Genomic DNA, 22,347 nt, shown 5'->3' with positions numbered 1-22,347 from the left:
AGGCACGCCATGATCCTTTCCTACGCGGCTACCCGGTCCACGCGCAAGACGCTCTTGACACTCTTCTGGTGCGTGCTCGCCTTCGTCTATCTCTTTCCCTACACATGGATGGTGCTAACCGGATTTCGGCATGGGGTCGACACGATCTCGGTGCCGCCGCGCTTCATTTTCCAACCAACACTTGACGGGTTTCGCCACCTCTTCGAGGTGACGGGCTTCCAAAAATATCTCTTCAATAGCGCGGTGGTCACCATCGCCAGCGTATTGCTGGTCATTGGGGTCTCGGCGCCGGCCGCCTACGCCCTTGCCCATTTGAGCAAGGGTGGCGGCATGCTGCTGGTCGCCATTCTCGTCGCGCGGATCATTCCGGGTATCGCGATCGGCGTGCCAGTCTACCTGCTCGCCACGCGTCTGCATCAGCTCGACACCTACCAGGCGCTCGTCGTGATCAATGTGGCCGTCAACATCCCCTTTGCGATGTGGCTGATGCGGAGCTTCTTCATGGAGGTCCATCCGACCCTGCGCGAGGCGGCAATCTCCGACGGCTGCAGCGAGTGGCAGGTGTTCACAAAGATCATGTTGCCGCTTGTGCTTGGCGGGATGCTGGCGACGTCGGTGTTCGTCTTCATCGCGGTATGGAACGAGTTCCTCTTTGCGCTGATCCTGACCACCTCGGTCAGTCCGACGGCACCGCTTGCGATGCTGGGCTTCAGGACTCAGTACGGCGTGCAGTGGGATGCGGTCGGTGCCGCGGCACTGCTTGTCTCGACCCCGGTTATCGTATTCGCATTCATCATGCAGCGTTATCTGGTGCAGGGCCTGACCATGGGATCCGTCAAATGACAGGCATGGCTGAACAATCTTTGCAGAAAGGCCGAGTAAATCATGACTGATCTTACCATCCGCAATGTCACCAAACGCTACGGTGCGCTGACCGTCATCCCTCAGCTTTCGTTCAGGATCGAGGACGGGGAGTTCGTCGTCCTGGTCGGACCGTCGGGATGCGGCAAGTCCACTCTGTTGCGCATGCTTGCAGGTCTGGAAGAGATCTCCGGCGGCGAGCTTCTGATGGGCAAAGAGGTGATCAACGACCGCCCCGCCAAAGAACGCGACATGGCGATCGTTTTCCAGAACTATGCGCTCTATCCGCATATGACGGTGGCCGAGAATATGGGCTTTGCGCTGAAGCTGCGCAAACGGCCGCGGGCGGAGATCGACGAACGCGTCGACAAGGCTGCGGCGATCCTTGGCCTCGGCAGCTTGCTTGACCGTTACCCACGCGCTCTTTCCGGCGGCCAGCGCCAGCGTGTCGCCATGGGGCGGGCGATCGTGCGCGACCCGCAGGTCTTCCTGTTCGACGAGCCGCTTTCGAATCTCGACGCCAAGCTCAGGGTGCAGATGCGGGCCGAGATCAAGGCCTTGCATCAGAGGCTGAAGATCACCACCGTCTATGTCACGCACGATCAGATCGAGGCCATGACCATGGCCGATAAAATCGTGGTGATGAACGAGGGGAGGGTGGAACAGATGGGCACTCCACTCGAACTCTATGATCGACCGGCCGACATTTTCGTGGCCGGCTTCATCGGATCGCCATCGATGAATTTCCTGCCGGCGACAGTCAGTGCTTCAAGTGGTCCGGTTCTGAACACTCCTGAAGGTGTGAACCTGCCGATCGAAGGTATGGGCCTCAACGGACGCTCCGAAGTGACCTACGGTATTCGGCCAGAGCACCTGGAACTTGGCGAGACGGGCATTCCGGCGGAGGTCGTGGTGGTAGAGCCGACCGGTTCCGAAACGCAACTCTACGTCACGGTCGGAGGTCGCGACGTCAACGTCGTCCTGCGGGACCGGGTCGATGTGCGGCCGGGCGAGAAAGTCTGGCTCGCCCCCAGAAAGGGCTGCGCCCACCTCTTCGATCCGAAATCCGGAATGCGGATCACAGGCTGATCGTCGCTTCACGTTTCGCCGACGGCGTCGGCAAGTCGAAACAGCCCCAGGGAGGTCTCATGCGCAAGCCCGGAAAGCTCGGCAAGCATCGCCTCGTTGGCGTGGCGCGCCGCGATCAGGCCGCTGGCGCCGATCGCGACGGCGTCCTGCGCCATGGCGAAACTGTCAACCGTGGCGAGTGCACTGAACCCCTTTGCGACCGCCGCACGCAACAGATTGATTTCGGTTGCCACCCCGTAGCCGAAATCCTCGAGGCTGACCCGCATCTCGCCGTCTATCGCGGTAACGCTCGGAAAGTTGACGACGCCGCGGCAACCGGCGGCTTCAAGCGCTTTCAGGATGTCGACGTGGCGGCGGAACGGGTCGAGCGCAAGCACGCCCGCGAACATATGGCCGTCTTGTGGGAGCCCGTTCTTGATTTCGGCGAGAAGGCGCCCGTTGGCGTCGTGGACAGGAAGCAGCACCAAGCTGTCATAGGCGCTGCCAGCCAGCCCATCGCAGGAAGGGCAAAAGATGGTGACAGAGTCCGGCTCGTGATCGGAGATCGCCGCAAGGCGGGTCACGATCTCGACGGGGCGAAGAGTGGAGGAAACGTGCATTTTGAACCTGCGAGAAATGATTACCCAATTCTACCCAAATCATCGCTCCGCACCAATTGATTTGCTGCCGGCGCGGCGCCTAGGTTTTTGCTGAGGTGAGGAAGGCTGACGGAGCGCGGCCGGGAGGAGAACAATGAACACAGTCTACGTGGTGGGTACCTGCGACACCAAGGGCGGCGAGCTACGCTATCTACGCGATCTGATCCGCGACGCCGGTTGCGACGTCGTTCTGGTCGATGTGTCGGTATCGGAGTTTCACAAGGAAGCCGCCGATGTCGACGTCCAGCCCTCGGAGGTGGCGGGCTTTCATCCGAACCGACCTAAGGCCGAGGAGCTCAAGGACCGGGGCAAAGCGGTCGCAACCATGTCTGAGGCGCTCGTCAAGTTCATCCGCTCCCGTCCGGACGTTGACGGCATCATCGGCGCGGGCGGAACGGGCGGCACTGCTCTCATTGCTCCTGCCATGCGAGCGCTGCCGATCGGCACGCCGAAAATGCTCGTCTCGACCGTCGCTTCGGGCAACGTCGCCCCCTATGTCGGACCGACCGATATTTCCATGATGTATTCGGTCACGGACGTATCGGGGCTGAACCGCATTTCGCGGGTGGTCCTCGCCAACGCCGCACATTCGATTGCCGGGATGGTGCTCAACAAGCCGACCGGTATCGCGGCCGATGAGCGGCCGGCGATCGGCCTGACCATGTTCGGCGTCACGACGCCCTGTGTCCAGGCGGTTACCCGGACGCTGGAGGCAGAGTTCGATTGCCTCGTATTCCACGCCACCGGGACGGGGGGGCAGTCGATGGAGAAGCTCGCCGATTCCGGGCTGCTGGTCAGCGCTATCGATGTCTCCACCACCGAGGTTTGTGATTATCTGGTTGGAGGGGTTTTCCCTTGCACGGCCGATCGTTTCCGAGCCTTTGCGCGGACCAAACTGCCTTATGTCGGCTCCTGCGGCGCCCTAGACATGGTGAATTTCGGCGCCATGGACACGGTCCCGAGCCAGTTTCGCTCGCGCCGCCTGCACGTCCATAATCCCCAGGTCACCCTGATGCGCACGACCGCGGAGGAGTGCAACAGGATCGGCGAATGGATCGGCCAGCGCCTCAACCTTTGTGAGGGGCCAGTGCGCTTCCTGATCCCCGAACTCGGCGTTTCGGCAATCGATGCGCCGGGGCAGCCCTTCCACGATCCCGAAGCAGACATCGCGCTCTTCACAGCGCTCGAGCGCACGCTCCGTCGTACCGACAAGCGGAAGCTGATCCGCGTTCCCCTTCACATCAACGATCCGCAATTTGCGGATCTCCTCGTCACTAACTTCAGAGAGGCCCTTCGTGAGCATTGATATTTTTGCCAAGCGTCCCACCCGATCGGAGCTGCTCGAGCATTTTCACAAGAAGATTCGCGCCGGCGAGCCGATCATCGGGGGCGGTGCCGGCACGGGCCTTTCCGCCAAGAGCGAGGAAGCCGGCGATATCGATCTCATCGTGATCTACAATTCCGGCCGCTATCGCATGGCCGGCCGCGGCTCTCTTGCCGGATTGCTCGCCTATGGCAACGCCAACCAGATCGTCGTCGAGATGGCGAGCGAGGTGTTGCCGGTTGTCAGACGCACCCCGGTGCTTGCAGGCGTCAACGGAACCGATCCGTTCGTCGTCATGCCGACCTTCCTGCGTGAACTGAAGGAGATCGGCTTTGCCGGCGTGCAGAACTTCCCGACCGTTGGTCTGATCGACGGCCTATTCAGACAGAACCTCGAAGAAACGGGCATGAGCTACGCCCAGGAAGTCGAGATGATCGCCGAGGCGCACAAGCTCGATCTGCTGACCACGCCTTACGTGTTCAGCCCGGAGGATGCAGTGGCAATGGCAAAGGCCGGCGCCGACATCCTCGTCTGCCATATGGGGCTGACAACGGGTGGCGCGATCGGTGCGCGGTCGGGCAAGTCGATGGAGGACTGCGTCACTCTGATCAATCAATGCATTGGGGCGGCGAGAGAGATCCGCGACGACATTATCATCCTCTGCCATGGCGGTCCGATCGCCAATCCCGAGGATGCCCGCTTCATTCTCGACGCCTGCCCAGGATGCCACGGCTTCTATGGGGCGAGCAGCATGGAACGGTTGCCGACGGAGGAAGCGATCAGGTCGCAGACGCTCGCCTTCAAGGCGATTCGTCGCAAGAGCGCCTGACAGAAGAAGGGAGCGGGAAAATGTCCGTCTTCAGAAGCGGAGAACAGCCGCCAGGCTGGTGCGAACTCACATCATTTGAGTTCGTCGAGCTTTCCGAACAGCCGCTGCCAATTTGGGTAACGGCTCAAAAGCAGCGCCTGCTCGTCACGCGCGGATCGTGCCGGCTGACCGGCGCAAGGGGAGCGCAAGTCTACAGCGAAGGCCAGTTCGCCGATATGGATGCGGCGAACGGCCCCTTCACCGCTGATTCCGGCGACGGCACAGCCCAGATCCTCGTTTTCTACGGCCGCTGGGGTAATGAACTGGGCGGATGCGGCGTGTTCAAGCTTGCTCCGGACACGCCCATTCAGGTCAAAGGCGATCCGGTCAGCTATCCGAAGTCAACCAATTTCGATTCTCACTATCACGACTGTGACGAATATTGGGTGATTATCGAGGGGGCGGGTACCGTCGTTGTTGGCGCGCACAGTTTCAAGGTAGAGGTCGGTGATTGCGTCGCTATCGGCATGGGATACCATCACGATCTTCCTGAGGTTCGGGCCGACGTTAAGGGTGCGTATTTCGAGACGACGCTCGAAGGCAGGAAGCGTTTCGGTCACCTCTGGGAGCACACCCACGGACCTGCTGATATTCGCCCGGAGCGGGTCTGATCGGTGTGCGGCAAGTCCTGCTCATCTAGAGGGAAATTTCATGACGTATAAGGTTCTCCATATTGGTGCCGGCGGCTTCGGAGAGCGCTGGTGCGACACGTTCCTGCCGCCGAATGTGGCTGACGGAACGATCGAGGTTGCCGGCCTCGTGGATATAGACGTCAAAGCGCTCGAAGCCGGCCGGAAGCATCTCCGCTTGAAGGCGGAACAGTGCTTCACCTCGGCCGCACAGGCCTTCCAGACAGTCGATGCCGACTTCTGCACCATCGTCATCCCGCCCGCTTTGCACGAGGCAATCGTCGACCTGGCGCTCGCCCGCGGCATGCATATCCTGTCCGAGAAGCCGATCGCCGACACTATTGAGGCGTCCGTCCGTATCGCGGAGAAGGTAAGAGCGGCGGGCTTAAAGATGGGCGTCACAATGAGCCACCGGTTTGATCAGGATAAATCGACGCTGAGAGCGCTCGTCGATGCGGACGCCATCGGCCGCGTCAATACGGTGTCATGTCGGTTCGCCGGCGACTTCCGCGTTTATGATTCCTGGGGGCGTTTTCGCCACGAGATGATGCATCCTATGCTGATCGAGGGTGCCGTGCATCACCTGGATATCATGGCCGATCTAGCCGGAGCGCCCTGCACGTCGATTTATGCCCGAACTTGGAAGCCAGAATGGGCAGATTACAAGGGCGACACAGACGCCATAGTATTGATGGACTTTGCCAACGGCGCTCGTGGTGTATATGAAGGATCGTCGGCACAAGCCACCGGCCTTAATGACTGGACATTCGAATATTTTCGGGTGGAGGGGGAAATCGGGGCGGCTATTCTCGACCACCGTGAGATCGAGGTATTCCACCGCTATCCTACGCGACTTCGACATACGAGCCGTCAAGGAAAAGGTCAGCAGGTGTCGCTGCTTCCTGGTCAGAAGTGGCAGAATTCACTTTTGATCGAGCAATTCTGCCAGTGGCTCGACGGCGGCCCGCCGATGGCAACCAATGTCTGGGACAACCTGCAGTCTGTTGCGCTCGTGTTCTCGGCCATCGAAAGCGCACGCGTGGGCCAGCCGGTGAAAGTACAGGAATTCCTCCAATCCTATTGGGAGGGGGCTTCGATCGGGCCTCAATAAACTGTAGATTGGCCTCACAATGGCTGAGCTTGTCGTTCACGCTTCGGAATCGCTAACTTCGTCGTCAACTCGCGCACTCGCACGAGCAGATATTGTCGCGACCCTTAAAGCTACCCTCGACAAGCCTAACACCACTCTCGTGGGCGCTGCAATCGGCACAGGATTGGCCGCCCAGGCTGCCTCTCGAGGCGGCGCCGACTTTATACTCGCACTGAACGCCGGCCGTTTGCGTAGCATGGGCGCTCCGTCAATCTTTTCCCTGCTCGCATTGCGAAGCAGCAATGACTTCGTCTTGGATTTCGCCCAATCAGAGATCCTGCCGTTCGCCAAAATACCGGTTTTCTTCGGAGCTTGTGCGTTCGATCCCCGCCGCCAGATAGAGTCTGAACTGGAAAGGATCGCGGATGCGGGCTTCGGCGGAATCGTTAACTTTCCCACGTCCATCTTCCTTAATGGACGCTTTCGCACCGACATCGAGCGCGCAGGGCTGGGATTCCAGCGTGAACTTGAAATGCTCCGTGCCGCCCAGAGAAGGAGCATGGCGACTCTCGCCTATGTTCGAACAGTGGCAGAGGCTCAGCAAGCCGCTGAGGCCGGTGTGGACGTCATCAACCTCAATCTCGGCTGGAACGTCGGAGGAACCGTCGGGGGCCGCACCGGGCTCAGCCTCACCCAGGCGGCCGAGTATGCCAAGATTGTCTTCCGTCGGATACGCAGCATCTCAGAAGAGACTCTTTGTGTTCTAGAGGGCGGACCCATCGTCAGTCCGGACCAAATGTATGAGGTATCGGCGGTATCCAAGGCAGACGGATACATCGGCGGCTCTACCATTGATCGGGTGCCTCTCGAAGCCTCGATGGAGCAGATTACGTCCGCCTTTAAATCCGTCGGCACATTACAAAAGCGAATTGATGAACTGGAGCGCCAACTCGAGCATGCGCAGCGCGAATATTCAATCGTCGGGCGGTCACCCTCTATTCAGCAAATCAAGCAACGCATCGAAAAGCTTGCCGCGTCGACGCTGCCGGTTCTGATTACCGGCGGCGCCGGAACAGGCAAAAAGCTCTTGGGTCGAGGGATTCATGAGGCGGCCAGACGCTCCGGGAGCAAGCTAATCAATGTCGGCCCTGTCGACGCAAGCGGTGTATCGCTTTTCGGCTCCGCCCAGATGGAGGGCGGTAAGAAGGCGCTTGGGCTGCTACAATACCATCCAAAGGCCACCTTACTGATCGAGAACGTCGAGTGCTTATGCATCGACGCCCAGGAACGGCTGGTTGAAGTGATTGAGACAGGTATTTATCGCCGTCTCGGAGATAACGACAGAGGGCGCTTCGAAGGCCGCCTGATCCTGACCTCGAAGCAAACACTATCCCAGCTGGGCTCAAGCGGGCTTTTGATACCTTCGCTAGCGTCGCGCCTGTCTCCTGGACACGTATTCATCCCCGATTTGCGTGATCGCCTCGAAGACCTGCCACTTCTTGCAGAACACTTCCTTCAGGAACTTAGAAAAGATCGTCGCAGCCGAAAGCTATCAGTTGACCACTCAGCCTACCGCATTCTTATGACATATGGATGGCCCGGAAACGTCCGTGAGCTGCGGTCTGTATTGGAGACTGCCGCCATGAATTGCGAGGGAGACTGGATCCAAGCAGCGTGTTTGCCTCCGGTGGATGCCTCATCCGAGCCTCAGCCGCACTCGGCGGACGAAAGGGAGTGGATTCTTGATGCTTTGCAGCGGCATCGTTTCCGCCGCGGGGAAGCTGCGCGCTACCTCGGGATATCGCGCAAGACCTTATACAACAAAATGCGGGTTTATGGTCTCCCATTGCAGCAACGGACGACCTCCTAAACTGGGCGATCAACTTCTTTCCCAAGGCAACCTTCATGAAAACGGCGGCTGCGCGTAATCTGCGTATTCCTGAAGCTGTCCGGTTCAGCGTTGGGAGTGCCCGCTCGAGGTCCCCACCGAGTTCAAGAGCAAGTCAAGCTGAACGTCACCGTCGCACGGGCCCGAGCAAACCCGATGGGGATTATATGTCGGTTACACGGCGCCTCTCAAGGAGCGTCTGACCCATTTCGTGCCTGTCGATCCGCATTTGCATTGTCCGATCGTTGACAAATGTCGGACAACGACAAAGCGGTGTTTGAGCCTTCATTTGTTTAGCGTGGTTTTCTAGTTGGCACGCCCCGTGCATCCTCGTTCGCAAACGCGTCTCGGAGCCAAGACTAAGAGGAAATGGGTCTCCTCGACAATCATAGCATGTAGGAAAGATGCGCCCGCGGCGAGTCCGCCGGCTGAGTACCAGAGACCCGGAGAACGGCTGCAGGATCTTAGTGAGGCGGTCGAGGAATACTGGCGCCGATCCCGCTGGCAGCGGCACCAAAGAAGTTGTGAGCCTTATGTCGTTTCGGTTAAACGGAGGGTTTATTGAGACCTGTCTATCTCGACAATAACGCGACGACACACGTCGACGTCGACGTTCTCCAGGCGATGCTGCCGTTCTTTACAGATCAGTTTGGCAACGCATCGTCGATGCATGACATTGGCACCGCTGCCGGCGTCGTGATGAAGGCGGCGCGTCGGCAGTTGCAAGCTCTGGTCGGTGCGAAGTTCGACCATGAGATCATTTTCACTTCGGGCGGGACCGAAAGCGACAACACGGCGATCCTTTCCGGGCTCGATGTGATGCCCGACCGCACAGAGATCGTCACTTCCGCAGTCGAGCATCCAGCCGTGCTGTCGCTCTGCGCCCATCTTGAGAAGACACGCGGCGTCAAGGTTCACAGAATTCCAGTGGATCATCATGGCCGACTCGACCTTAACGCCTATGGCAAGACCCTTACCCCTCGCGTGGCAATTGTTTCGATCATGTGGGCAAACAACGAGACGGGTACGATATTCCCGGTGGCTCAGCTTGCCGAGATGGCGAAGAGAGTCGGTGCACTTTTCCATACGGACGCAGTGCAGGCCGTCGGCAGGCTTCCGATGGACCTGAAGGCGACCGCTATCGACATGCTGTCGCTCTCCAGTCACAAACTCCATGGACCAAAGGGTATCGGCGCACTGTATGTAAGGCGGGGTGTGCCTTTCTCCTCGCTAATTAAAGGAGGCCATCAGGAGCGCGACCGACGTGCTGGCACGGAGAATACGCCCGGAATCGTAGGTCTCGGCAAGGCGGCCGAACTCGCCTTAGGGTGCATGGACGACGAAACCACACGGGTAAAGCTGCTCCGCGACCGGTTGGAGGAGGGACTTCTTGAGCGCATTCCTGAGGCCTTCGTCACCGGCGATCCGCTGGCGCGGTTGCCGAATACCGCAAACATTGCCTTCGACAGCATCGATGGCGAGGCCATACAGTCTCTCCTTAATCGTGACGGCATCGCCTGCTCTTCTGGCTCTGCCTGCACCTCCGGCTTCTTGGAGCGGAGCCATGTCCTGGAAGCCATGAGCATCCGGCGGGCTCGCGGGGCGGTGCGTTTCTCCTTTTCACGCTATAACTGCGAGGAGGATGTCGACCGGGTGTTTGAAGTGCTGCCGGGGATCGTGGAGAAACTGCGCGAACGTTTCCCAAAATCTTCAAAGCGCGCGAAATGCTGATGACTTCGGTGCCACCGCCTTGGGCGGTGCGCGACATGCTCAGCCACCTCAAACTTCTTCGCCGAAAAAAGACAGGCTGCTGCCGACCAAACGTGGTCGGGACTTCCTGACAAGCCCAAAGCCACTTTGATCTGGTCGCGAGCGCGACCTGAGACGATCGATGCGTGTCCGACATCGAAGGATGAGACCGAAGCCTGATTTCTATGCCTTCCAAGGCATCACAAAGCGCTATCAACTGGTCGCGGCCAACACCCACAAGTGATGCCAACGGTTCGTCGGCGTCGAGATAGAGCCCGCGCAACCACCCCGAAAGGCTCAGACGATCTCGTTGGATTTGCATGGCGCCGCCGAACGCCTCACTGCTTTCTATCAGCCGATGGATTTCTTTCAGGCGTTGACGGTTCTCGGAAAGCTTTCCTGCACTAACCGTCTCGGCGCGTCTTAGCTCGTTCAATCTGACGAGGCTTGCGTCTACGCCTTCGATACTTGGTTGAGCGTCGATCGCTTTGCTCGCACAATCGAGCGCAGCAAATCCACGATCTGCGGCCACTCCTCGGGAATTCGCTGACCGGCGGGCAGCAGGCCGTATTCAATTGCCTGCCGGAGCCAGGCCTGTGCTTCACGCTGCCACGTCGCAGTCGAAGATACGACGGCACGCAGTTCGGCTTCCCTGCGGCGTAAAATCCGGCCGAGACGGTCGAGTTCCAATCGGGCGAGCAGGATTTGTGACGTCACCACGTAGGGGAATATTATTCGGAGTTTTTCGCGGTGCTCTGTTGTGTCCGCCTTGAAAAATAGGACATCCGGGTTCGCGACAATGTTCTGGGTTGGAAAATGAGGCCATCAGGTCGCGGAAACTGGGACGTTCCTTTCCGGCCGTCTCGGGGGAGGGATCAACTGCCAAGCCCGTCAGCCCGGCCAGACTGTTCATTTTCCCTTTATCGCATCAACGTTGTGAGTCTTCGCTGAAATCCGGCGTGGGATTTCGATGACAGGCCCTTCTAGGATTGATCCCACTTGGCCATTCCCGGCCCAAAAATCAACCCACTCTCGGCCCAGAGAGTTTTGTCGGCGACGTACGCAGGTAGTCGCTACACCGCCCTGAACCTATCCTCCTCTGATAGGTCAATTAATTCCAGCTGACGGACGAAGGTAGGTCGCATCTCAAGCATAGCGTCGACATCGGCCTCCTCCGGCGCCTTGGCTAGCGAAGTCAGATAACCGAGCATGTTATTGCCTCGCAACGAAGGACCTGAAGAGGGTCTTGAATTCATCGGCGTCCAGCACCGCGCGCCCTGAAATCTGTAACGTCCAAATAAACAAGCTTTTTGGTTATTTGGAAGACGTTTGCCCGACCTACCAACAATTGTATTAATCGCGGCCTACTCTCGTCGGCCATTTTTCTTGCTGTTGCCAATTTTGCGGTTGGGAACGGCTGTTGGGGAGCGGCTTCCAAGCGAGTGGTAGTAGGAACGGCGAAGGCGGAGATCCTATTTACCGACAAAATTCAGCGACCTTGTCCCGGCCAGCGGTTGAAAATAAATGTGAAAAAAACGGAGCGCCCATGTTACGTGATTTCATGCTTCCGGCCCGTGCGCGGACGTCGGTTTCTTTGAACGTTTTCCCTTCTAGGCGCTGCCGGGAGCCGGGAGCGCTTCGGCAGTCGAAGAGAATATTGCCATGTCGCGCGACGCGTCGAAACGCGGAACCCCCACGCGGCTGTTCCGGCATAGCGGTGTAGTGGAGTGTGAAGTGGACGACCAGCAGGATTTGACCACGGAAAAGAGGGCGTTTCTCTCCCTGGCGATGATGAAGGGCGTAGGCTTTCACACGCTTTGGCAAATTGCAGAGTCGCAAAGATCGTTCCAGTCAGTTTTCAATTCTAGTGGGGAGGACTTGGTCCAACTGCTTAAATCGAGGGGCGCCCGCCTTCCGAACAGCTCGAAAGCCGATTGGAAAGAAATAATGAGCTCGCTCGCCAGATCCGTCGATCAACTCGAAGCTACTTTTCAGGCAAGCCAAATCCAGATCGTTCTTCGCTCAGACGAAAGCTACCCACGCACCCTGCTTCATCTCGACGATCCACCGCACTGGCTCTTCGTCCAAGGCAATACAGAAGTCCTTACCGCGCCATCGATTGCAATTGTCGGAACGCGTGATCCCTCTCCTGAAGGCTTGTGGCTCGCGGAATACGTCGGCTTGACTTTGAGGCATTGGGGTCGCCCTACGGTTAGCGGCCTTGCACTCGGGATCGATCAGGCCATCCACAACGCCAGCCTTGCTGCCAAGGTGCCCACAATAGCCGTTTTGGGAACGGGAATAACAGTGGATTATCCGAAAAACATTGGTCCAATTCGGAAGAAGATAGTTGATGCCGGCGGGGCTGTAATCACCGAGTATTTGCCTGGCGAAAGCTATAGCGCCATCAACTTTGTCCGCCGCAATAGATTGCAGGCTGCGCTGGCAAGAGCGCTCATCCCGGTACAATGGAAAGAACGCAGCGGCACGGCGCACACAGTTCGCTTCGCAGCAGGCCTCGGTCGGGCCATCGCGGGTCTGCGGTTGCCCACATGGGATCCTCGATCAATAAATCTTCCGGACGGGCGAGGCCCCCGACATGTCTTCACCGTGCCAGGGCAGGACGAAGCATTTCGCGCCTTTGTCGAGAAATCTTTAAGCGACGACCTTCTTTATCGACAGACAAGTTTTCTTTAGTGGGGCGTGTAAATGTATACCTTGAAAGGCGCAATCTTTTCCCTGCGCGACACCCTCGTCGTCGATGGCAGCATCGACCCAACGCTGATGGGCGAAACCGTTAAGCTCCTGAAGTTCTTACTGGACAGAAATGTCACGCCGGTGATCGTCAGCAATAGCAGTTGGATTGAGACTGCGTCTAACGCGAGATACCCGATATTTTGAGTGAGATGGTCGGGCACAAGATCCCCTACTTTCGCGGTGGTCACGATATGCCGCCTTACTTAGCCATAGCGCGCATCAAGCAATCAGCGGTCGAACCAAGGGCGGTGAGACACGCGGCCCAGCCGCCGGAGCCATCGAGGACAACCGAATGACAGCCATACCCATCTCATCTGCCCCACGACAGCTTGCGGCAATCAATGGCACGTTGAAAAGGGGTAAGGCCGAATGAGCTCCATTGCCGTCTCAGATGACACCCGCACCCGCCCGCTCCTTTGGCTCCTGACGGGTGATCCGGTTTGGGTGGAAAAGCTTGCGCTCGATCCGAACAATGCGGAGCTCTCAGACCGCGAACAGACGCTCGTCCGCTACGGCCTGAAACTCACGGTGAATCCCGCCGACATTGCGCCATCGGACCTCGATACCTTGAGAACCGCAGGGCTGGATGAGCCGGCCATTCTCGAACTCGCCCATCTGGTCGCCTATTACAACCTCAGCAACCGGTTGATGACCGGCCTTGGCGTCCGCCCGACAGACCAGGCTTATTTCGCGCACCGATCGAAGGAGTGACGGGTATGAATGCCTCTGTCGTGAAACTCGTGCGCCACGAGGCTCTCGCTGCCACAGGCGAATCAGTGAAGGGAAGGCAAGCTTTTGCCATCGGCCTGGTCGATGCGATTGTCGACGAACCTTTGCGGGCTGCCATTGCTCAGGCTCGTGGCGTTTCCAAGCGGCGGCTTTCGGCCGCGACCGTTCCCAAAATGGCGTAAGCGGTTAGCCCATGGCGTGGGTGTCGCTCGGTGCAAGAAGCCGAAGGGATACGCCATGAGAAAGCAATTTCGCATGCAATTGGATCTGTTCGTGACAGCCCGGCCGATAGACATGAGCGACACCCAGCGCCGGGAAGCCTTAACACTCCTGCAACTGCTGTTGACAGAAGCGGCGTCAAAGCTGACCGGCAAGCGGGGCGCCGACGGCGGAAAGGAGGCGGGCAATGAGTAAGATCACCGCCGACCATCTTAGCCTTAGCGCCTTCGTCTACGTCCGGCAGTCGACGGCCTACCAGGTTGCCAATAATCTGGAAAGCCAAAGACGGCAGTACAGCTTAGTCGAGCGTGCTCGACAGTTGGGTTGGGAGACCGTCGAGATCGTGGACGATGACCTTGGACGATCCGGAGGTGGCACGGCCCGCCCGGGGTTCGAGAAGCTGTTGGCGGCGATATGTGAGGGCCGGGTGGGAGCAGTGGTATCGCTTGAGGCTTCACGTCTGGCGCGTAATGGCCGTGATTGGCACACCTTGCTGGAATTTTGTGGTCTGGTCGGCACTCTGATCGTCGATGAGGAGGCTATTTACGATCCGCGCTCGCCTAACGATCGTCTCCTTCTTGGCATGAAGGGCACTATGAGCGAGATGGAGTTATCCGTGTTTCGGCAACGATCCGTCGAGGCCATGCGCCAAAAGGCGCGGCGCGGCGACCTTCATCTCACCGTTGCCGTCGGATACGTGAAGACGGATGATGCCCGTGTCGAGAAGGATCCAGATCGGCGCGTTCAGGAGGGCATTCTGCTCGTCTTTCGCAAATTCGCCGAACTGCAGACCGTCCGCCAGGTGTTGCTCTGGTTCAGGCAAGAGAATGTCTTGGTCCCGTCTGTCATTCAAGGGCGGGGCAAACGGCCGATCGAGTGGAAAGCTCCGGTTTATCACACCCTTCATCACATACTGACAAACCCGGTCTATGCCGGCTCCTACGCCTATGGCCGGCGTGCAACACGTGTGATGATCAAGGATGGGCGCAAACGGGTCACCCGTGATACGTTGCTGCGTAATTCGAAGGACTGGGAGGTTTTGATCCACGACCATCATGAAGGCTATATTAGCTGGGCCGAGTTTGAAAGGAATCAGCATCTGATCGCCGAGAATGCGAATGGAAAAAGCTACATGGGACGAGGTTCGATAAGACGTGGCGAAGCTTTATTGCCCGGACTATTCCGCTGCGGTCGCTGCGGTCGCCGACTGCATATTCAATACTCTGGGAAAGGCGGCAATACGCAGCGATATGTTTGTCGCGGCACGTTCGGCGACCTGGCGGTCGGCAACTGTATCGGCTTCGGTGGCATGCGGGTCGATAGGGCCGTCGCGCAGGAGGTTCTCGAACGGTTGCAACCTCTCGGAATTGAGGCGGCCTTGCGAGCAATGGAGGCGCACACTCAGCGTCACAGCGACAAGCATCACCAACTCGAGAACTCAATCAAGCAAGCACAATACGAGGCTGCCCGGGCGCGTCGCCAGTATGACGCTGTCGATCTGTCAAGCGAAGTGAAGATTTGACCCCGCATATTGCCTCACCGGGAGATGTTACCGAACGTAGCAAGCGTCAGGAAGCCCGCATCACCTGCCGCCGCGGCGGCAGGTGATGCGGGCAAGCTCTTGATCCAGCCACCATCCAAGATGACCAAGCCAGCCATTTCCATGCGCCAGGCCTTCACCAACCGTTGCACCATTCTGATATTCTTTGCTTTGAAGCGAGCCGGATCGATCTCAGTCAAGCGTTGCAGCACACCGGCTGCCGAGAGAGCTGGCTCGTCCTTCAGCCATTCCTTGATCTGCGCCTCGAAAGGCTCGTACATGCTGGGTCTTTTGGGCCAGGGTTTGGTCCGTCGATAGGGTCGCCGATGCGTTGGTCTTGTCTCGCCATTCTTCCAGGCAATCTTTAGATTTGCGGCGAAGCGCTGGAGATCGACAACAACGGGCTCCTCAAGCTTCTGATTCGCACCACGACGATCAACTCGTCTTCCAAGCTCTTCTTGTGCAGCACGCAGGCTGGCAAACAACAGAACGGGGTCGCTATTTTCCAGCATTGCCTGTAGCTGCTTCTTGTCAGCTTCGGCCACGCTAGAATTCGCAAGGACACGAGCGGCGGGTGGAGCCGGCGGATGATAGCGCTTAATCACGCGCGCCCCGATCCGCGTCTTATCCTGCAGCTTGAATGACGGCTGGAATAGATTGCCGTAAAGGCGGACAACCGCGTAAAGTTGACTAAGGGCAATCGTCGCTTCCGTACCGACGAACCGACCGTACCCCACCAGACGACGCACGATCGCGCCGTTCTTTTGCTCAACATGCGCTTGATCGTTCTTCCGATAGGCGCGAGAGCGTGTCACTTCCAAATTCTCGCTACGGCACCAGGAGACGACGAATTCGTTCATGAAGGCGCTGTCGTTGTCGAAGTCGACACCCAGTAGCGGAAAGGGAAACTGCGAACGGGCCTGTTTGATCGCCACGATCACATTGCCGCTGTCACGCGTACGGACCGGAACGCATTCGGTCCACCCCGTAGATATATCGGTCAGCACCATTGTCTGTACGAAGCTCCCCGACGAAGACGTGCCGGAATGCGCTACAAAGTCGACCTCGACGAAGCCAGGCGGAGGATCGTTCCAATCTCCGAAGGTGCGCACCGGAACCGACCGGCGAACCGCCGAACTCATGCCAGCACGTCGACGCTGACCGCCGCGCGCTACGATACGGACTTCCGTCAAAAGCCGATCCATCGTTGCAGGGCTCACCGTCATCAGTTTGCCGCAGAGCGCGGCGTCAAGCTCTAGTCGGCCATGGCGCTCAAGCGCAGGTAACAGGACAGGTATCAACGGTTTGAGCCGTTTGGAACACAAGCGCTCTGATACTTCCCACAATACAATGAGTGCGTCGCGGACATCGCTGCCATAACGGAGGCTGGTATTCTTGTGCCCGCGTGAAGGTTGCTTGCGCCGAGCTAGCACTCGGATTGCATGCTTGCGGTGATAGCCGGTTACCGCAACGAATTCGTCGAGAATCCTTTGCTTGTCCGCACGACAGCTAGATCGATATCGTTCGATGATTGCCTCAACCAATTCCGTCCGTCTCGCCATACTGATCCGCCGTGCCATCCGCCCCCCGAGCCGGGACAGCAAATCAGCAGCGCCCCGTCAGGAGCATCAACCCTATCGGTAACATTTTGCTTGAGGCAATGCGGGGTCAGTTTCTCATTTCGCCTGACACGATCCCGACAATCGGTTGGTCGCGGGCGAGTTGGAAAGGCGCTGGAATGAGAAGCTGATCCAATTGCGTGACCTAGAGATCGAGCTTGAGACGCTCTCGACCGACCGTGACATGCCCGCACTATCGACAGATGACCGTGCAAGACTGATGAAGCTGGGCAGCGACCTGGGGCAGGCATGGGACAACCCCAGTGTATCCACCGAGACGCGCAAAAAGATCATTCGGTTACTGATCACGGAAATTATCGTCGATATTGTCGACGACACATTGGCGATCATCATTCATTGGCAAGGTGGCGATCATACCCGGATGACAGTGAGGAAGAACAAGATCGGCCAGACCCGCTGGGCAGTTGAGGCTGATGTCGTTGATCTCGTGCGCGCTTTGGCCAGGCAATTACCTGATTTGTCAATCGCAGCGATCCTGAACCGTTCCGGCAAGCGGACCGGGCACGGCGCCAGTTGGACGCGAAGCCACGTCTGCAGTCTTCGCAACATCCATGGTATCTCCGTCTATCGAGAAGGTGAGCGGGCCGAACGCGGTGAGAGAACCCTCGATGAGGCCGCGGACATTCTGAAGGTAAGTCGAGCTACGGCCTATCGGATGGTCAGCAGCGGCGTCCTTCCGGCGCGCCAGCTATGCACCGGAGCGCCCTGGATCGTCCGAATTTCCGACCTCCAGCACGACGCCGTGCGCCACGAAGCCGATGCCAGGCGATCGCGGCGCCCGAGATCTCAGGATCTGGTTCAAAATCCCCTTTTATTATAAGGACATCATTAGATGAGCAGTATGACGCGCCGCCCGTGTCGATGCGAACACGCCAGCAATTGGTGCGCGCGCTCATAAGCGACATTACCGTCAACATCGATGAGGCTGACTGCGAGATTGTGCTGACGATTCATTGGAAGGGTGGTCGACATTCCACCCTCCGCTTACGCAAACCACAATCAGGCGAGCACGAATGTGTCACATCCGATGATGCCTTGGCCGTCATAGAGAGTATGGCGAGCCGTTGGTCTGATGAGCACATCGCTGCGACCTTGAATCGGATGGGACTACCGACTGCTCAAGGCAAGACCTGGACAGCAAAGCGCGTCGGCTCGATCCGCCGCGTGCGCGGAATTCACGCCTATAAATCAGCGGAGAAAGACGGAGAATGGCTGACGCTGACCGAAGCGGCCATGGCTTGCAATGTTACCGCTCATCGCATCCGCAGCCTGATCGCGACTGGGATACTGCCTGCCCAACAGGTTGTTCCGGGCGCTCCGTACCAGATTAACGCCTCGGATCTTCGCAATCCTCAAGTCGCCACGGCGATGAGGCGTAAGGGGCGCCCGTGTCAGTCGTCGCCGGAAATTCAAATTCCAATGTTTACAGATACTTGAACAGGGGGTGCATAATGAACACAACGTGGTTTGGGGCCTGATCGCGCACTCGACGATATTGGAGTCGATTTCGATCCGGCCGTCCGTCAAGAAGCGCTCCAGTGCTTCGCGCCGGGTGAGCGCGTAGCGGATCGCTTCGGCGGTCTTCGACTTGCCAGAGACCTTGGCCAGTTCCTTTTCCCAAAGATCAAAGAGGCCGGAGACGTAAATAGAGCACAAAAATAGCCGTTTTCCCAACCATTACAGCGGCATGATTCATCTTGCCGCAGGCACTGTCAGCCCGTCAACAAGGGTCGCCTGACCTTGGCCGGGCGGATCTTTTTCCAATCCATTCCGGCCAGCAAGCCATCAGTTGCGAATGGTCCAGACGTATCCGTGCCGCCGATATGCCCGGCCAGCAGAAGCCTTGATCTTCCAGGGTTTTGTACCTCACAACAGAATGCAGCCACTGCCAACGCAGATACGCAGTTAGTGCGGGTAATGCATCCGTTTCATCCTTTATTCCCACGGCAGTTGCCGTGCGTCGGCAAGCGCTACAACCGGCATGGTGAACGCCTTCTGCTGCAGACCGAGGACGCCACTGTTTGGTCGGTTCCTCCGCAATGGACTGATCTTGTGAGCTTGGATCCTGAGGTCGTCATGAGCAACGGACGATCGCTCTTGCGGGTGGTCGACTTAATGGAGTTGGCCACTCTGGTGGAGCGCCTTTCGAGCAAATCGGGGCCGCGCTGACGTGCGGAAGTGTAAGGATAAATATGCCGCATTTGTAAAGTGGATTATGCCGCAAGAGGTCGCTTTTATGAGAGGTTACGCCTGCAAATGCGAAGTATCTCGCCAAATAGACCATAAGCATCGTCTTGACGAGGCAGCAAAATGCGTCATAATTAGCATTACGCTAACGCCGCTTCATGTCCTCGGAGCCATCGATGTCTGCGAAGTACGACAGCAAGCGCACAAAGACGGATGTCCTCATCGAAGAGGGCACGTTCAATCCCACCCCCGAGAAGGTGCGCGATCCAAAGTTTCGGGGCAGCGAGTTCTTCGATCCGCACGACGCCGTGCAGGTCAAATACGAGATGCTGCGTCGCGTCTCCATCGACAAGGTGTCGGTGACGGAGGCCTCCGACGAGTACGGTGTTTCCAGGCCAACCTACTACCAGGCCAAGGTGAACTTCGACATGGCCGGGATTGCCGGATTGGTGCCGACAAAGCCGGGCCCCCGCGGTCCCCACAAGATCGACGACAAAGTCCTGGCATTTCTGCAGGCGCAGCTCGCCCCAGGAGAACCCGTTCGCGCCCGGGAACTGGCCAAGCTGCTCCGCCAGGAACTCGATATCGAGCTTCATCCCAGATCGATCGAGCGGGTTCTAAAAAAAGCGGCACGTAAACATTGCCGCGACGGCGGCATGCCCGACCCAACCGTCGACCATCGCGCACCAGTACGAGGTATTGCGCAAGGCTGCCCTCGGCGCAGCGCTGCCGCTTATGGCCCGTAGCGGCCTGATGCTCTTTCTGCGCCGGGGCATGTGGGGATGGGTTCAGGCGCTGACCGCAACAGCAACCACCCCGCGAGAGCAGAGTTACCCATCGTCAATTGCTTGTCCGCTGCATGTCGGACACAGCGCCGTCGTTCACGTCCTTGCGACAATCGCCATGAGCACCAACGATCGGAGGTCACCATGAATGTACATCTCAAAGTCCAGCCTCATCACCTCGAACGCGGCGCCTACCTCTACATCCGCCAGTCTTCAATGCGGCAAGTCGTTGAGAACGTCGAGAGCGCCAGGCGGCAATATGCGCTTCGGGGACGCGCTGTCGCCCTCGGCTGGCGCGACGAGCAGATTATCGTCATCGACAACGATCAAGGAGAGTCCGGTGCATCGGCGGCGTGGCGCGAGGGGTTTCAGCGGCTGGTCAGCGATGTCGGCATGGGGCATGCCGGGATCGTCATGGGCCTGGAGGTCTCCCGTCTGGCGCGCAACAATGCCGACTGGCAGCGTCTGCTGGAGATCTGCGCCCTTGCCGACACCCTGATCCTCGACGAGGACGGCGTCTATGATCCGGCAAGTTTCAACGACCGGCTCCTGCTCGGCCTGAAGGGAACAATGAGTGAGGCCGAGCTGCATGTGATCAAAGCCCGGCTACGCGGCGGCATTCTCAATAAGGTGCGGCGTGGCGAGTTTCGTTGCCTCCTGCCGACCGGGCTGGTCTATGACCATTTCGGCAATGTGACTCTTGATCCAGACATGCAAGTCAGAGAAACGATCATTCATTTCTTTGAGATGTTCTCTCGCCTCGGGTCCGCCTCCCAGACCGTCAAGGTCTTTCGCAATGAAGGCCTATTGTTTCCGTCGCGCCTACACAACGGCGACACACTGTTTCGGCCGCTCACCGCGTCGACGGCGATGCGTGTCCTGAACAATCCGCGCTACGCTGGCGCCTATACCTATGGCCGACGACAGTTTCGACGCACCATCGACGGCAAAAAGACTCTGCGTGCGCGCGACATTGATGACTGGCCGGCCTGCATTCCCAATGCTCATCCCGGCTATATCAGCTGGGAGCGACATCAGGAGAATCTGAAGATCCTCAAGGCGAATGGCCGTGGATTTGAAGCGGCACGAGCGTCAATCCCAAGGGAGGGACCGGCACTGCTGCAAGGCCGGGCCGTGTGTGGGCAATGCGGCAGCCATCTTAGGGTTCGCTATGCGGCGCGGCGTGGCCGGCAGGAAGCCTGGTACATTTGTAATCGTGCCCGCATTTATCGTGGGGAGCCTATGTGTCAGTCGATCGCCGGGCCTCCCGTCGATGAAGCCATCGGTATGCTGATTGCTGAGCAGATGACGCCGGCGGCCGTCGAACTCGCTCTCGAAGTCCGCAAGGAGATCCAAGCCCGGCATGAAGAAGCAGACCGGCTACGCTGTCGCGCAATCGAACGCGCCCAAACGGAAGCCGAGCTCGCTCAGCGCCGCTTCATGCTTGTCGATCCTAGTAACCGCCTCGTCGCCGACACGCTCGAAGGTGAATGGAACGAGAAGCTTCGCACGCTGGCCAGTGCCCGCGAAGAGCGCGAACGTGGCCGAGAGAACGATCAATTCATCCTCGATAAAGCTGTCCACGAACGGTTAGTCGCGATGACGGCCGACTTCAACCAACTCTGGAAGATCCGGATACCCCAAGCCGCGAACGCAAGCGATTGCTGGCCCACATCATTGAGGATGTCACTCTCTTAAAGTTGCCAGCGGAAGGAACCACCAAGCTTCACGTTCGCTTCAAGGGCGGCAAAATCCAGACGCTCACCACCATGAGCCCAAAATCCTCTCCTCAGCAGGTCAAGACAAAGCCCAGTATCATTGAACTGGTCGATAGGCTTCTCGACGATTACATTTATCCCGAGATCGCCGAGATTCTGAACGAGGAGGGACATCGCCCAGGTGGAACCACGCGTCGCGGCTGCCAGGACGCCCGCTTTACACCCCTCAAAGTCGCCTATCTCATCCACGAATATAAGCTGCGATCACGATATGATCGACTGCGACAACGGGGAATGCTGACAAGACAGGAAGCGGCAGCGCATCTCAATATCAGCGAGCAAACCGTCGCCAGATGGGCCAAATTTGGCCTCATCACCAGACATGCCTATAACGGGCACTATAGCCTGTACGAAATCGCCGATGGAGACCTGCCGCAAAAGCAATGCAGCCGATGGAATCCACTCGAAGATCGCGCTGCTGCGTATCGACAAATGCAAACCGAGCCAAGAACATCAACTGGCGAGGAAAGAGGTGTAGTATGAACGCCGATCGTTCGAATACAGGCAAACCCCACTGCCATCCCACCAGACGATGCGAATACGGTCGGCCCGTTTCGAGCGGAAGACGTAAAGCGC

24 protein-coding genes and 1 pseudogene are annotated in these 22,347 nt (G+C 58.3%); 20 read left to right on the top strand and 5 right to left on the bottom strand.

Annotation, left to right across the window (positions count from 1 at the left end):
* The first annotated feature begins 9 nt into the window (after nt 1–9).
* Both AS026_RS41235 and AS026_RS15040 read left to right on the top strand, forming a co-directional pair.
* Entirely contained in the window at nt 10–843 is an 834-nt protein-coding gene (locus tag AS026_RS41235) for a carbohydrate ABC transporter permease (RefSeq protein ID WP_007539808.1), read from the top strand.
* 42 nt (nt 844–885) lie between these two features.
* Nucleotides 886–1,950, top strand: coding sequence for an ABC transporter ATP-binding protein (locus AS026_RS15040; RefSeq protein ID WP_007539810.1), 1,065 nt, complete (start codon nt 886–888; stop codon nt 1,948–1,950).
* An 8-nt stretch (nt 1,951–1,958) separates the two neighbouring features.
* Here AS026_RS15040 and AS026_RS15035 read toward each other — a convergent pair whose 3' ends face one another.
* On the bottom strand, nt 1,959–2,549 hold the full coding sequence (locus tag AS026_RS15035; RefSeq protein WP_007539812.1) for a phosphoenolpyruvate hydrolase family protein: 591 nt from the start codon (nt 2,547–2,549) through the stop codon (nt 1,959–1,961).
* A 133-nt stretch (nt 2,550–2,682) separates the two neighbouring features.
* Here AS026_RS15035 and AS026_RS15030 point away from each other — a divergent pair, with 133 nt between their 5' ends.
* From AS026_RS15030 to nifS, 6 genes are all read left to right on the top strand, one after another.
* Nucleotides 2,683–3,894 (top strand): Tm-1-like ATP-binding domain-containing protein, encoded by a 1,212-nt coding sequence (locus AS026_RS15030; RefSeq protein ID WP_028746986.1) that lies wholly within the window; start codon nt 2,683–2,685, stop codon nt 3,892–3,894.
* A complete protein-coding gene (locus AS026_RS15025; RefSeq protein WP_051321041.1) occupies nt 3,884–4,741 on the top strand; it encodes a phosphoenolpyruvate hydrolase family protein in 858 nt (285 codons plus the stop codon). Before AS026_RS15030 ends, AS026_RS15025 begins: the two co-directional genes overlap by 11 nt.
* A 20-nt stretch (nt 4,742–4,761) precedes the next feature.
* Nucleotides 4,762–5,391 (top strand): cupin domain-containing protein, encoded by a 630-nt coding sequence (locus tag AS026_RS15020; RefSeq protein ID WP_028746984.1) that lies wholly within the window; start codon nt 4,762–4,764, stop codon nt 5,389–5,391.
* 40 nt (nt 5,392–5,431) lie between these two features.
* A complete protein-coding gene (locus AS026_RS15015; protein WP_007539819.1) occupies nt 5,432–6,520 on the top strand; it encodes a Gfo/Idh/MocA family protein in 1,089 nt (362 codons plus the stop codon).
* A gap of 19 nt (nt 6,521–6,539) precedes the next feature.
* A complete protein-coding gene (locus tag AS026_RS15010; protein ID WP_007539821.1) occupies nt 6,540–8,369 on the top strand; it encodes a sigma-54-dependent Fis family transcriptional regulator in 1,830 nt (609 codons plus the stop codon).
* A gap of 579 nt (nt 8,370–8,948) precedes the next feature.
* On the top strand, nt 8,949–10,118 hold the full coding sequence (gene nifS / locus AS026_RS15005) for a cysteine desulfurase NifS (protein WP_028746983.1): 1,170 nt from the start codon (nt 8,949–8,951) through the stop codon (nt 10,116–10,118).
* 471 nt (nt 10,119–10,589) lie between these two features.
* On the opposite strand, the gene AS026_RS15000 is transcribed toward nifS, so the two are convergent.
* Complete coding sequence (locus AS026_RS15000; RefSeq protein ID WP_051321040.1) at nt 10,590–10,826, bottom strand: hypothetical protein; 237 nt, start codon at nt 10,824–10,826, stop codon at nt 10,590–10,592.
* A 972-nt stretch (nt 10,827–11,798) separates the two neighbouring features.
* On the opposite strand from AS026_RS15000, the gene AS026_RS14995 reads away from it, so the two are divergent.
* The 6 genes from AS026_RS14995 to AS026_RS14975 all read left to right on the top strand — a co-directional run bounded on the left by AS026_RS14995 (nt 11,799) and on the right by AS026_RS14975 (nt 15,363).
* Nucleotides 11,799–12,833, top strand: a complete 1,035-nt coding sequence (locus AS026_RS14995; RefSeq protein WP_028746981.1) for a DNA-processing protein DprA — start codon at nt 11,799–11,801, stop codon at nt 12,831–12,833.
* Nucleotides 12,834–12,845: 12 nt separating this feature from the next.
* Nucleotides 12,846–13,037, top strand: coding sequence for a hypothetical protein (locus AS026_RS14990; RefSeq protein ID WP_028746980.1), 192 nt, complete (start codon nt 12,846–12,848; stop codon nt 13,035–13,037).
* Nucleotides 13,038–13,262: 225 nt separating this feature from the next.
* Nucleotides 13,263–13,604 carry a carboxymuconolactone decarboxylase family protein gene (locus AS026_RS14985; RefSeq protein WP_051321039.1) on the top strand — a complete coding sequence of 114 codons (342 nt, stop codon included), beginning with the start codon at nt 13,263–13,265 and terminating at the stop codon, nt 13,602–13,604.
* A gap of 5 nt (nt 13,605–13,609) precedes the next feature.
* On the top strand, nt 13,610–13,804 hold the full coding sequence (locus tag AS026_RS14980; RefSeq protein WP_028746979.1) for a hypothetical protein: 195 nt from the start codon (nt 13,610–13,612) through the stop codon (nt 13,802–13,804).
* Nucleotides 13,805–13,859: 55 nt separating this feature from the next.
* Nucleotides 13,860–14,036, top strand: coding sequence for a hypothetical protein (locus tag AS026_RS42060; protein WP_155951253.1), 177 nt, complete (start codon nt 13,860–13,862; stop codon nt 14,034–14,036).
* A complete protein-coding gene (locus AS026_RS14975; RefSeq protein WP_235777079.1) occupies nt 14,029–15,363 on the top strand; it encodes a recombinase family protein in 1,335 nt (444 codons plus the stop codon). The genes AS026_RS42060 and AS026_RS14975 overlap by 8 nt, the downstream gene beginning before the upstream one ends.
* 14 nt (nt 15,364–15,377) lie before the next feature.
* Here the strand turns inward: AS026_RS14975 and AS026_RS14970 are convergent, their stop codons facing one another.
* Nucleotides 15,378–16,607, bottom strand: coding sequence for an integrase catalytic domain-containing protein (locus tag AS026_RS14970; protein ID WP_235777078.1), 1,230 nt, complete (start codon nt 16,605–16,607; stop codon nt 15,378–15,380).
* Nucleotides 16,608–17,136: 529 nt separating this feature from the next.
* Here AS026_RS14970 and AS026_RS14965 point away from each other — a divergent pair.
* Nucleotides 17,137–17,841, top strand: a complete 705-nt coding sequence (locus tag AS026_RS14965; RefSeq protein ID WP_235777077.1) for a helix-turn-helix domain-containing protein — start codon at nt 17,137–17,139, stop codon at nt 17,839–17,841.
* A gap of 35 nt (nt 17,842–17,876) precedes the next feature.
* Nucleotides 17,877–18,458, top strand: a complete 582-nt coding sequence (locus AS026_RS42330) for a helix-turn-helix domain-containing protein (RefSeq protein ID WP_167354903.1) — start codon at nt 17,877–17,879, stop codon at nt 18,456–18,458.
* A 33-nt stretch (nt 18,459–18,491) separates the two neighbouring features.
* Here AS026_RS42330 and AS026_RS39980 read toward each other — a convergent pair.
* A pseudogene (locus tag AS026_RS39980) lies at nt 18,492–18,653 on the bottom strand (IS66 family transposase); the annotation flags it as partial.
* Nucleotides 18,654–18,938: 285 nt separating this feature from the next.
* Here AS026_RS39980 and AS026_RS44550 point away from each other — a divergent pair.
* The 4 genes from AS026_RS44550 to AS026_RS43385 all read left to right on the top strand — a co-directional run bounded on the left by AS026_RS44550 (nt 18,939) and on the right by AS026_RS43385 (nt 22,254).
* Entirely contained in the window at nt 18,939–19,190 is a 252-nt protein-coding gene (locus tag AS026_RS44550) for a DUF5372 family protein (protein WP_425349801.1), read from the top strand.
* A 194-nt stretch (nt 19,191–19,384) separates the two neighbouring features.
* Nucleotides 19,385–19,954, top strand: a complete 570-nt coding sequence (locus tag AS026_RS14950; protein WP_245307519.1) for a helix-turn-helix domain-containing protein — start codon at nt 19,385–19,387, stop codon at nt 19,952–19,954.
* A 183-nt stretch (nt 19,955–20,137) separates the two neighbouring features.
* Entirely contained in the window at nt 20,138–21,691 is a 1,554-nt protein-coding gene (locus AS026_RS14945; RefSeq protein WP_245307517.1) for a recombinase family protein, read from the top strand.
* Nucleotides 21,655–22,254, top strand: coding sequence for a helix-turn-helix domain-containing protein (locus AS026_RS43385; RefSeq protein ID WP_245307431.1), 600 nt, complete (start codon nt 21,655–21,657; stop codon nt 22,252–22,254). The genes AS026_RS14945 and AS026_RS43385 overlap by 37 nt, the downstream gene beginning before the upstream one ends.
* Here the strand turns inward: AS026_RS43385 and tnpB are convergent.
* Nucleotides 22,225–22,347, bottom strand: a 123-nt coding sequence (gene tnpB, locus AS026_RS44545; protein ID WP_144443509.1) for an IS66 family insertion sequence element accessory protein TnpB, incomplete at its 5' end; no start/stop codon positions are given. The two genes, AS026_RS43385 and tnpB, sit on opposite strands and share 30 nt — an antisense overlap.

The sequence above is a fragment of the Rhizobium altiplani genome, assembly GCF_001542405.1.
Lineage (GTDB): Bacteria > Pseudomonadota > Alphaproteobacteria > Rhizobiales > Rhizobiaceae > Rhizobium > Rhizobium altiplani.
The sequence above is the reverse complement of the archived record's forward strand: the minus strand, read 5'-3'. Positions and strand labels throughout refer to the sequence as shown.

What these genes read in the sequence shown, in the direction of transcription:
- AS026_RS15035 (WP_007539812.1), bottom strand. Translation starts at nt 2,549, where the DNA reads ATGCACGTTTCCTCCACTCTTCGCCCCGTCGAGATCGTGACCCGCCTT.
- AS026_RS14945 (WP_245307517.1), top strand. Translation starts at nt 20,138, where the DNA reads ATGAATGTACATCTCAAAGTCCAGCCTCATCACCTCGAACGCGGCGCC.
- AS026_RS15010 (WP_007539821.1), top strand. Translation starts at nt 6,540, where the DNA reads ATGGCTGAGCTTGTCGTTCACGCTTCGGAATCGCTAACTTCGTCGTCA.
- AS026_RS14950 (WP_245307519.1), top strand. Translation starts at nt 19,385, where the DNA reads ATGTCTGCGAAGTACGACAGCAAGCGCACAAAGACGGATGTCCTCATC.
- AS026_RS41235 (WP_007539808.1), top strand. Translation starts at nt 10, where the DNA reads ATGATCCTTTCCTACGCGGCTACCCGGTCCACGCGCAAGACGCTCTTG.
- AS026_RS42060 (WP_155951253.1), top strand. Translation starts at nt 13,860, where the DNA reads ATGAGAAAGCAATTTCGCATGCAATTGGATCTGTTCGTGACAGCCCGG.
- AS026_RS14980 (WP_028746979.1), top strand. Translation starts at nt 13,610, where the DNA reads ATGAATGCCTCTGTCGTGAAACTCGTGCGCCACGAGGCTCTCGCTGCC.
- AS026_RS44550 (WP_425349801.1), top strand. Translation starts at nt 18,939, where the DNA reads ATGCATCCGTTTCATCCTTTATTCCCACGGCAGTTGCCGTGCGTCGGC.
- AS026_RS14985 (WP_051321039.1), top strand. Translation starts at nt 13,263, where the DNA reads ATGAGCTCCATTGCCGTCTCAGATGACACCCGCACCCGCCCGCTCCTT.
- AS026_RS14970 (WP_235777078.1), bottom strand. Translation starts at nt 16,607, where the DNA reads ATGACGGTGAGCCCTGCAACGATGGATCGGCTTTTGACGGAAGTCCGT.
- AS026_RS14975 (WP_235777079.1), top strand. Translation starts at nt 14,029, where the DNA reads ATGAGTAAGATCACCGCCGACCATCTTAGCCTTAGCGCCTTCGTCTAC.
- AS026_RS15040 (WP_007539810.1), top strand. Translation starts at nt 886, where the DNA reads ATGACTGATCTTACCATCCGCAATGTCACCAAACGCTACGGTGCGCTG.
- AS026_RS14990 (WP_028746980.1), top strand. Translation starts at nt 12,846, where the DNA reads ATGTATACCTTGAAAGGCGCAATCTTTTCCCTGCGCGACACCCTCGTC.
- AS026_RS14995 (WP_028746981.1), top strand. Translation starts at nt 11,799, where the DNA reads ATGTCGCGCGACGCGTCGAAACGCGGAACCCCCACGCGGCTGTTCCGG.
- AS026_RS15020 (WP_028746984.1), top strand. Translation starts at nt 4,762, where the DNA reads ATGTCCGTCTTCAGAAGCGGAGAACAGCCGCCAGGCTGGTGCGAACTC.
- AS026_RS15015 (WP_007539819.1), top strand. Translation starts at nt 5,432, where the DNA reads ATGACGTATAAGGTTCTCCATATTGGTGCCGGCGGCTTCGGAGAGCGC.
- AS026_RS15030 (WP_028746986.1), top strand. Translation starts at nt 2,683, where the DNA reads ATGAACACAGTCTACGTGGTGGGTACCTGCGACACCAAGGGCGGCGAG.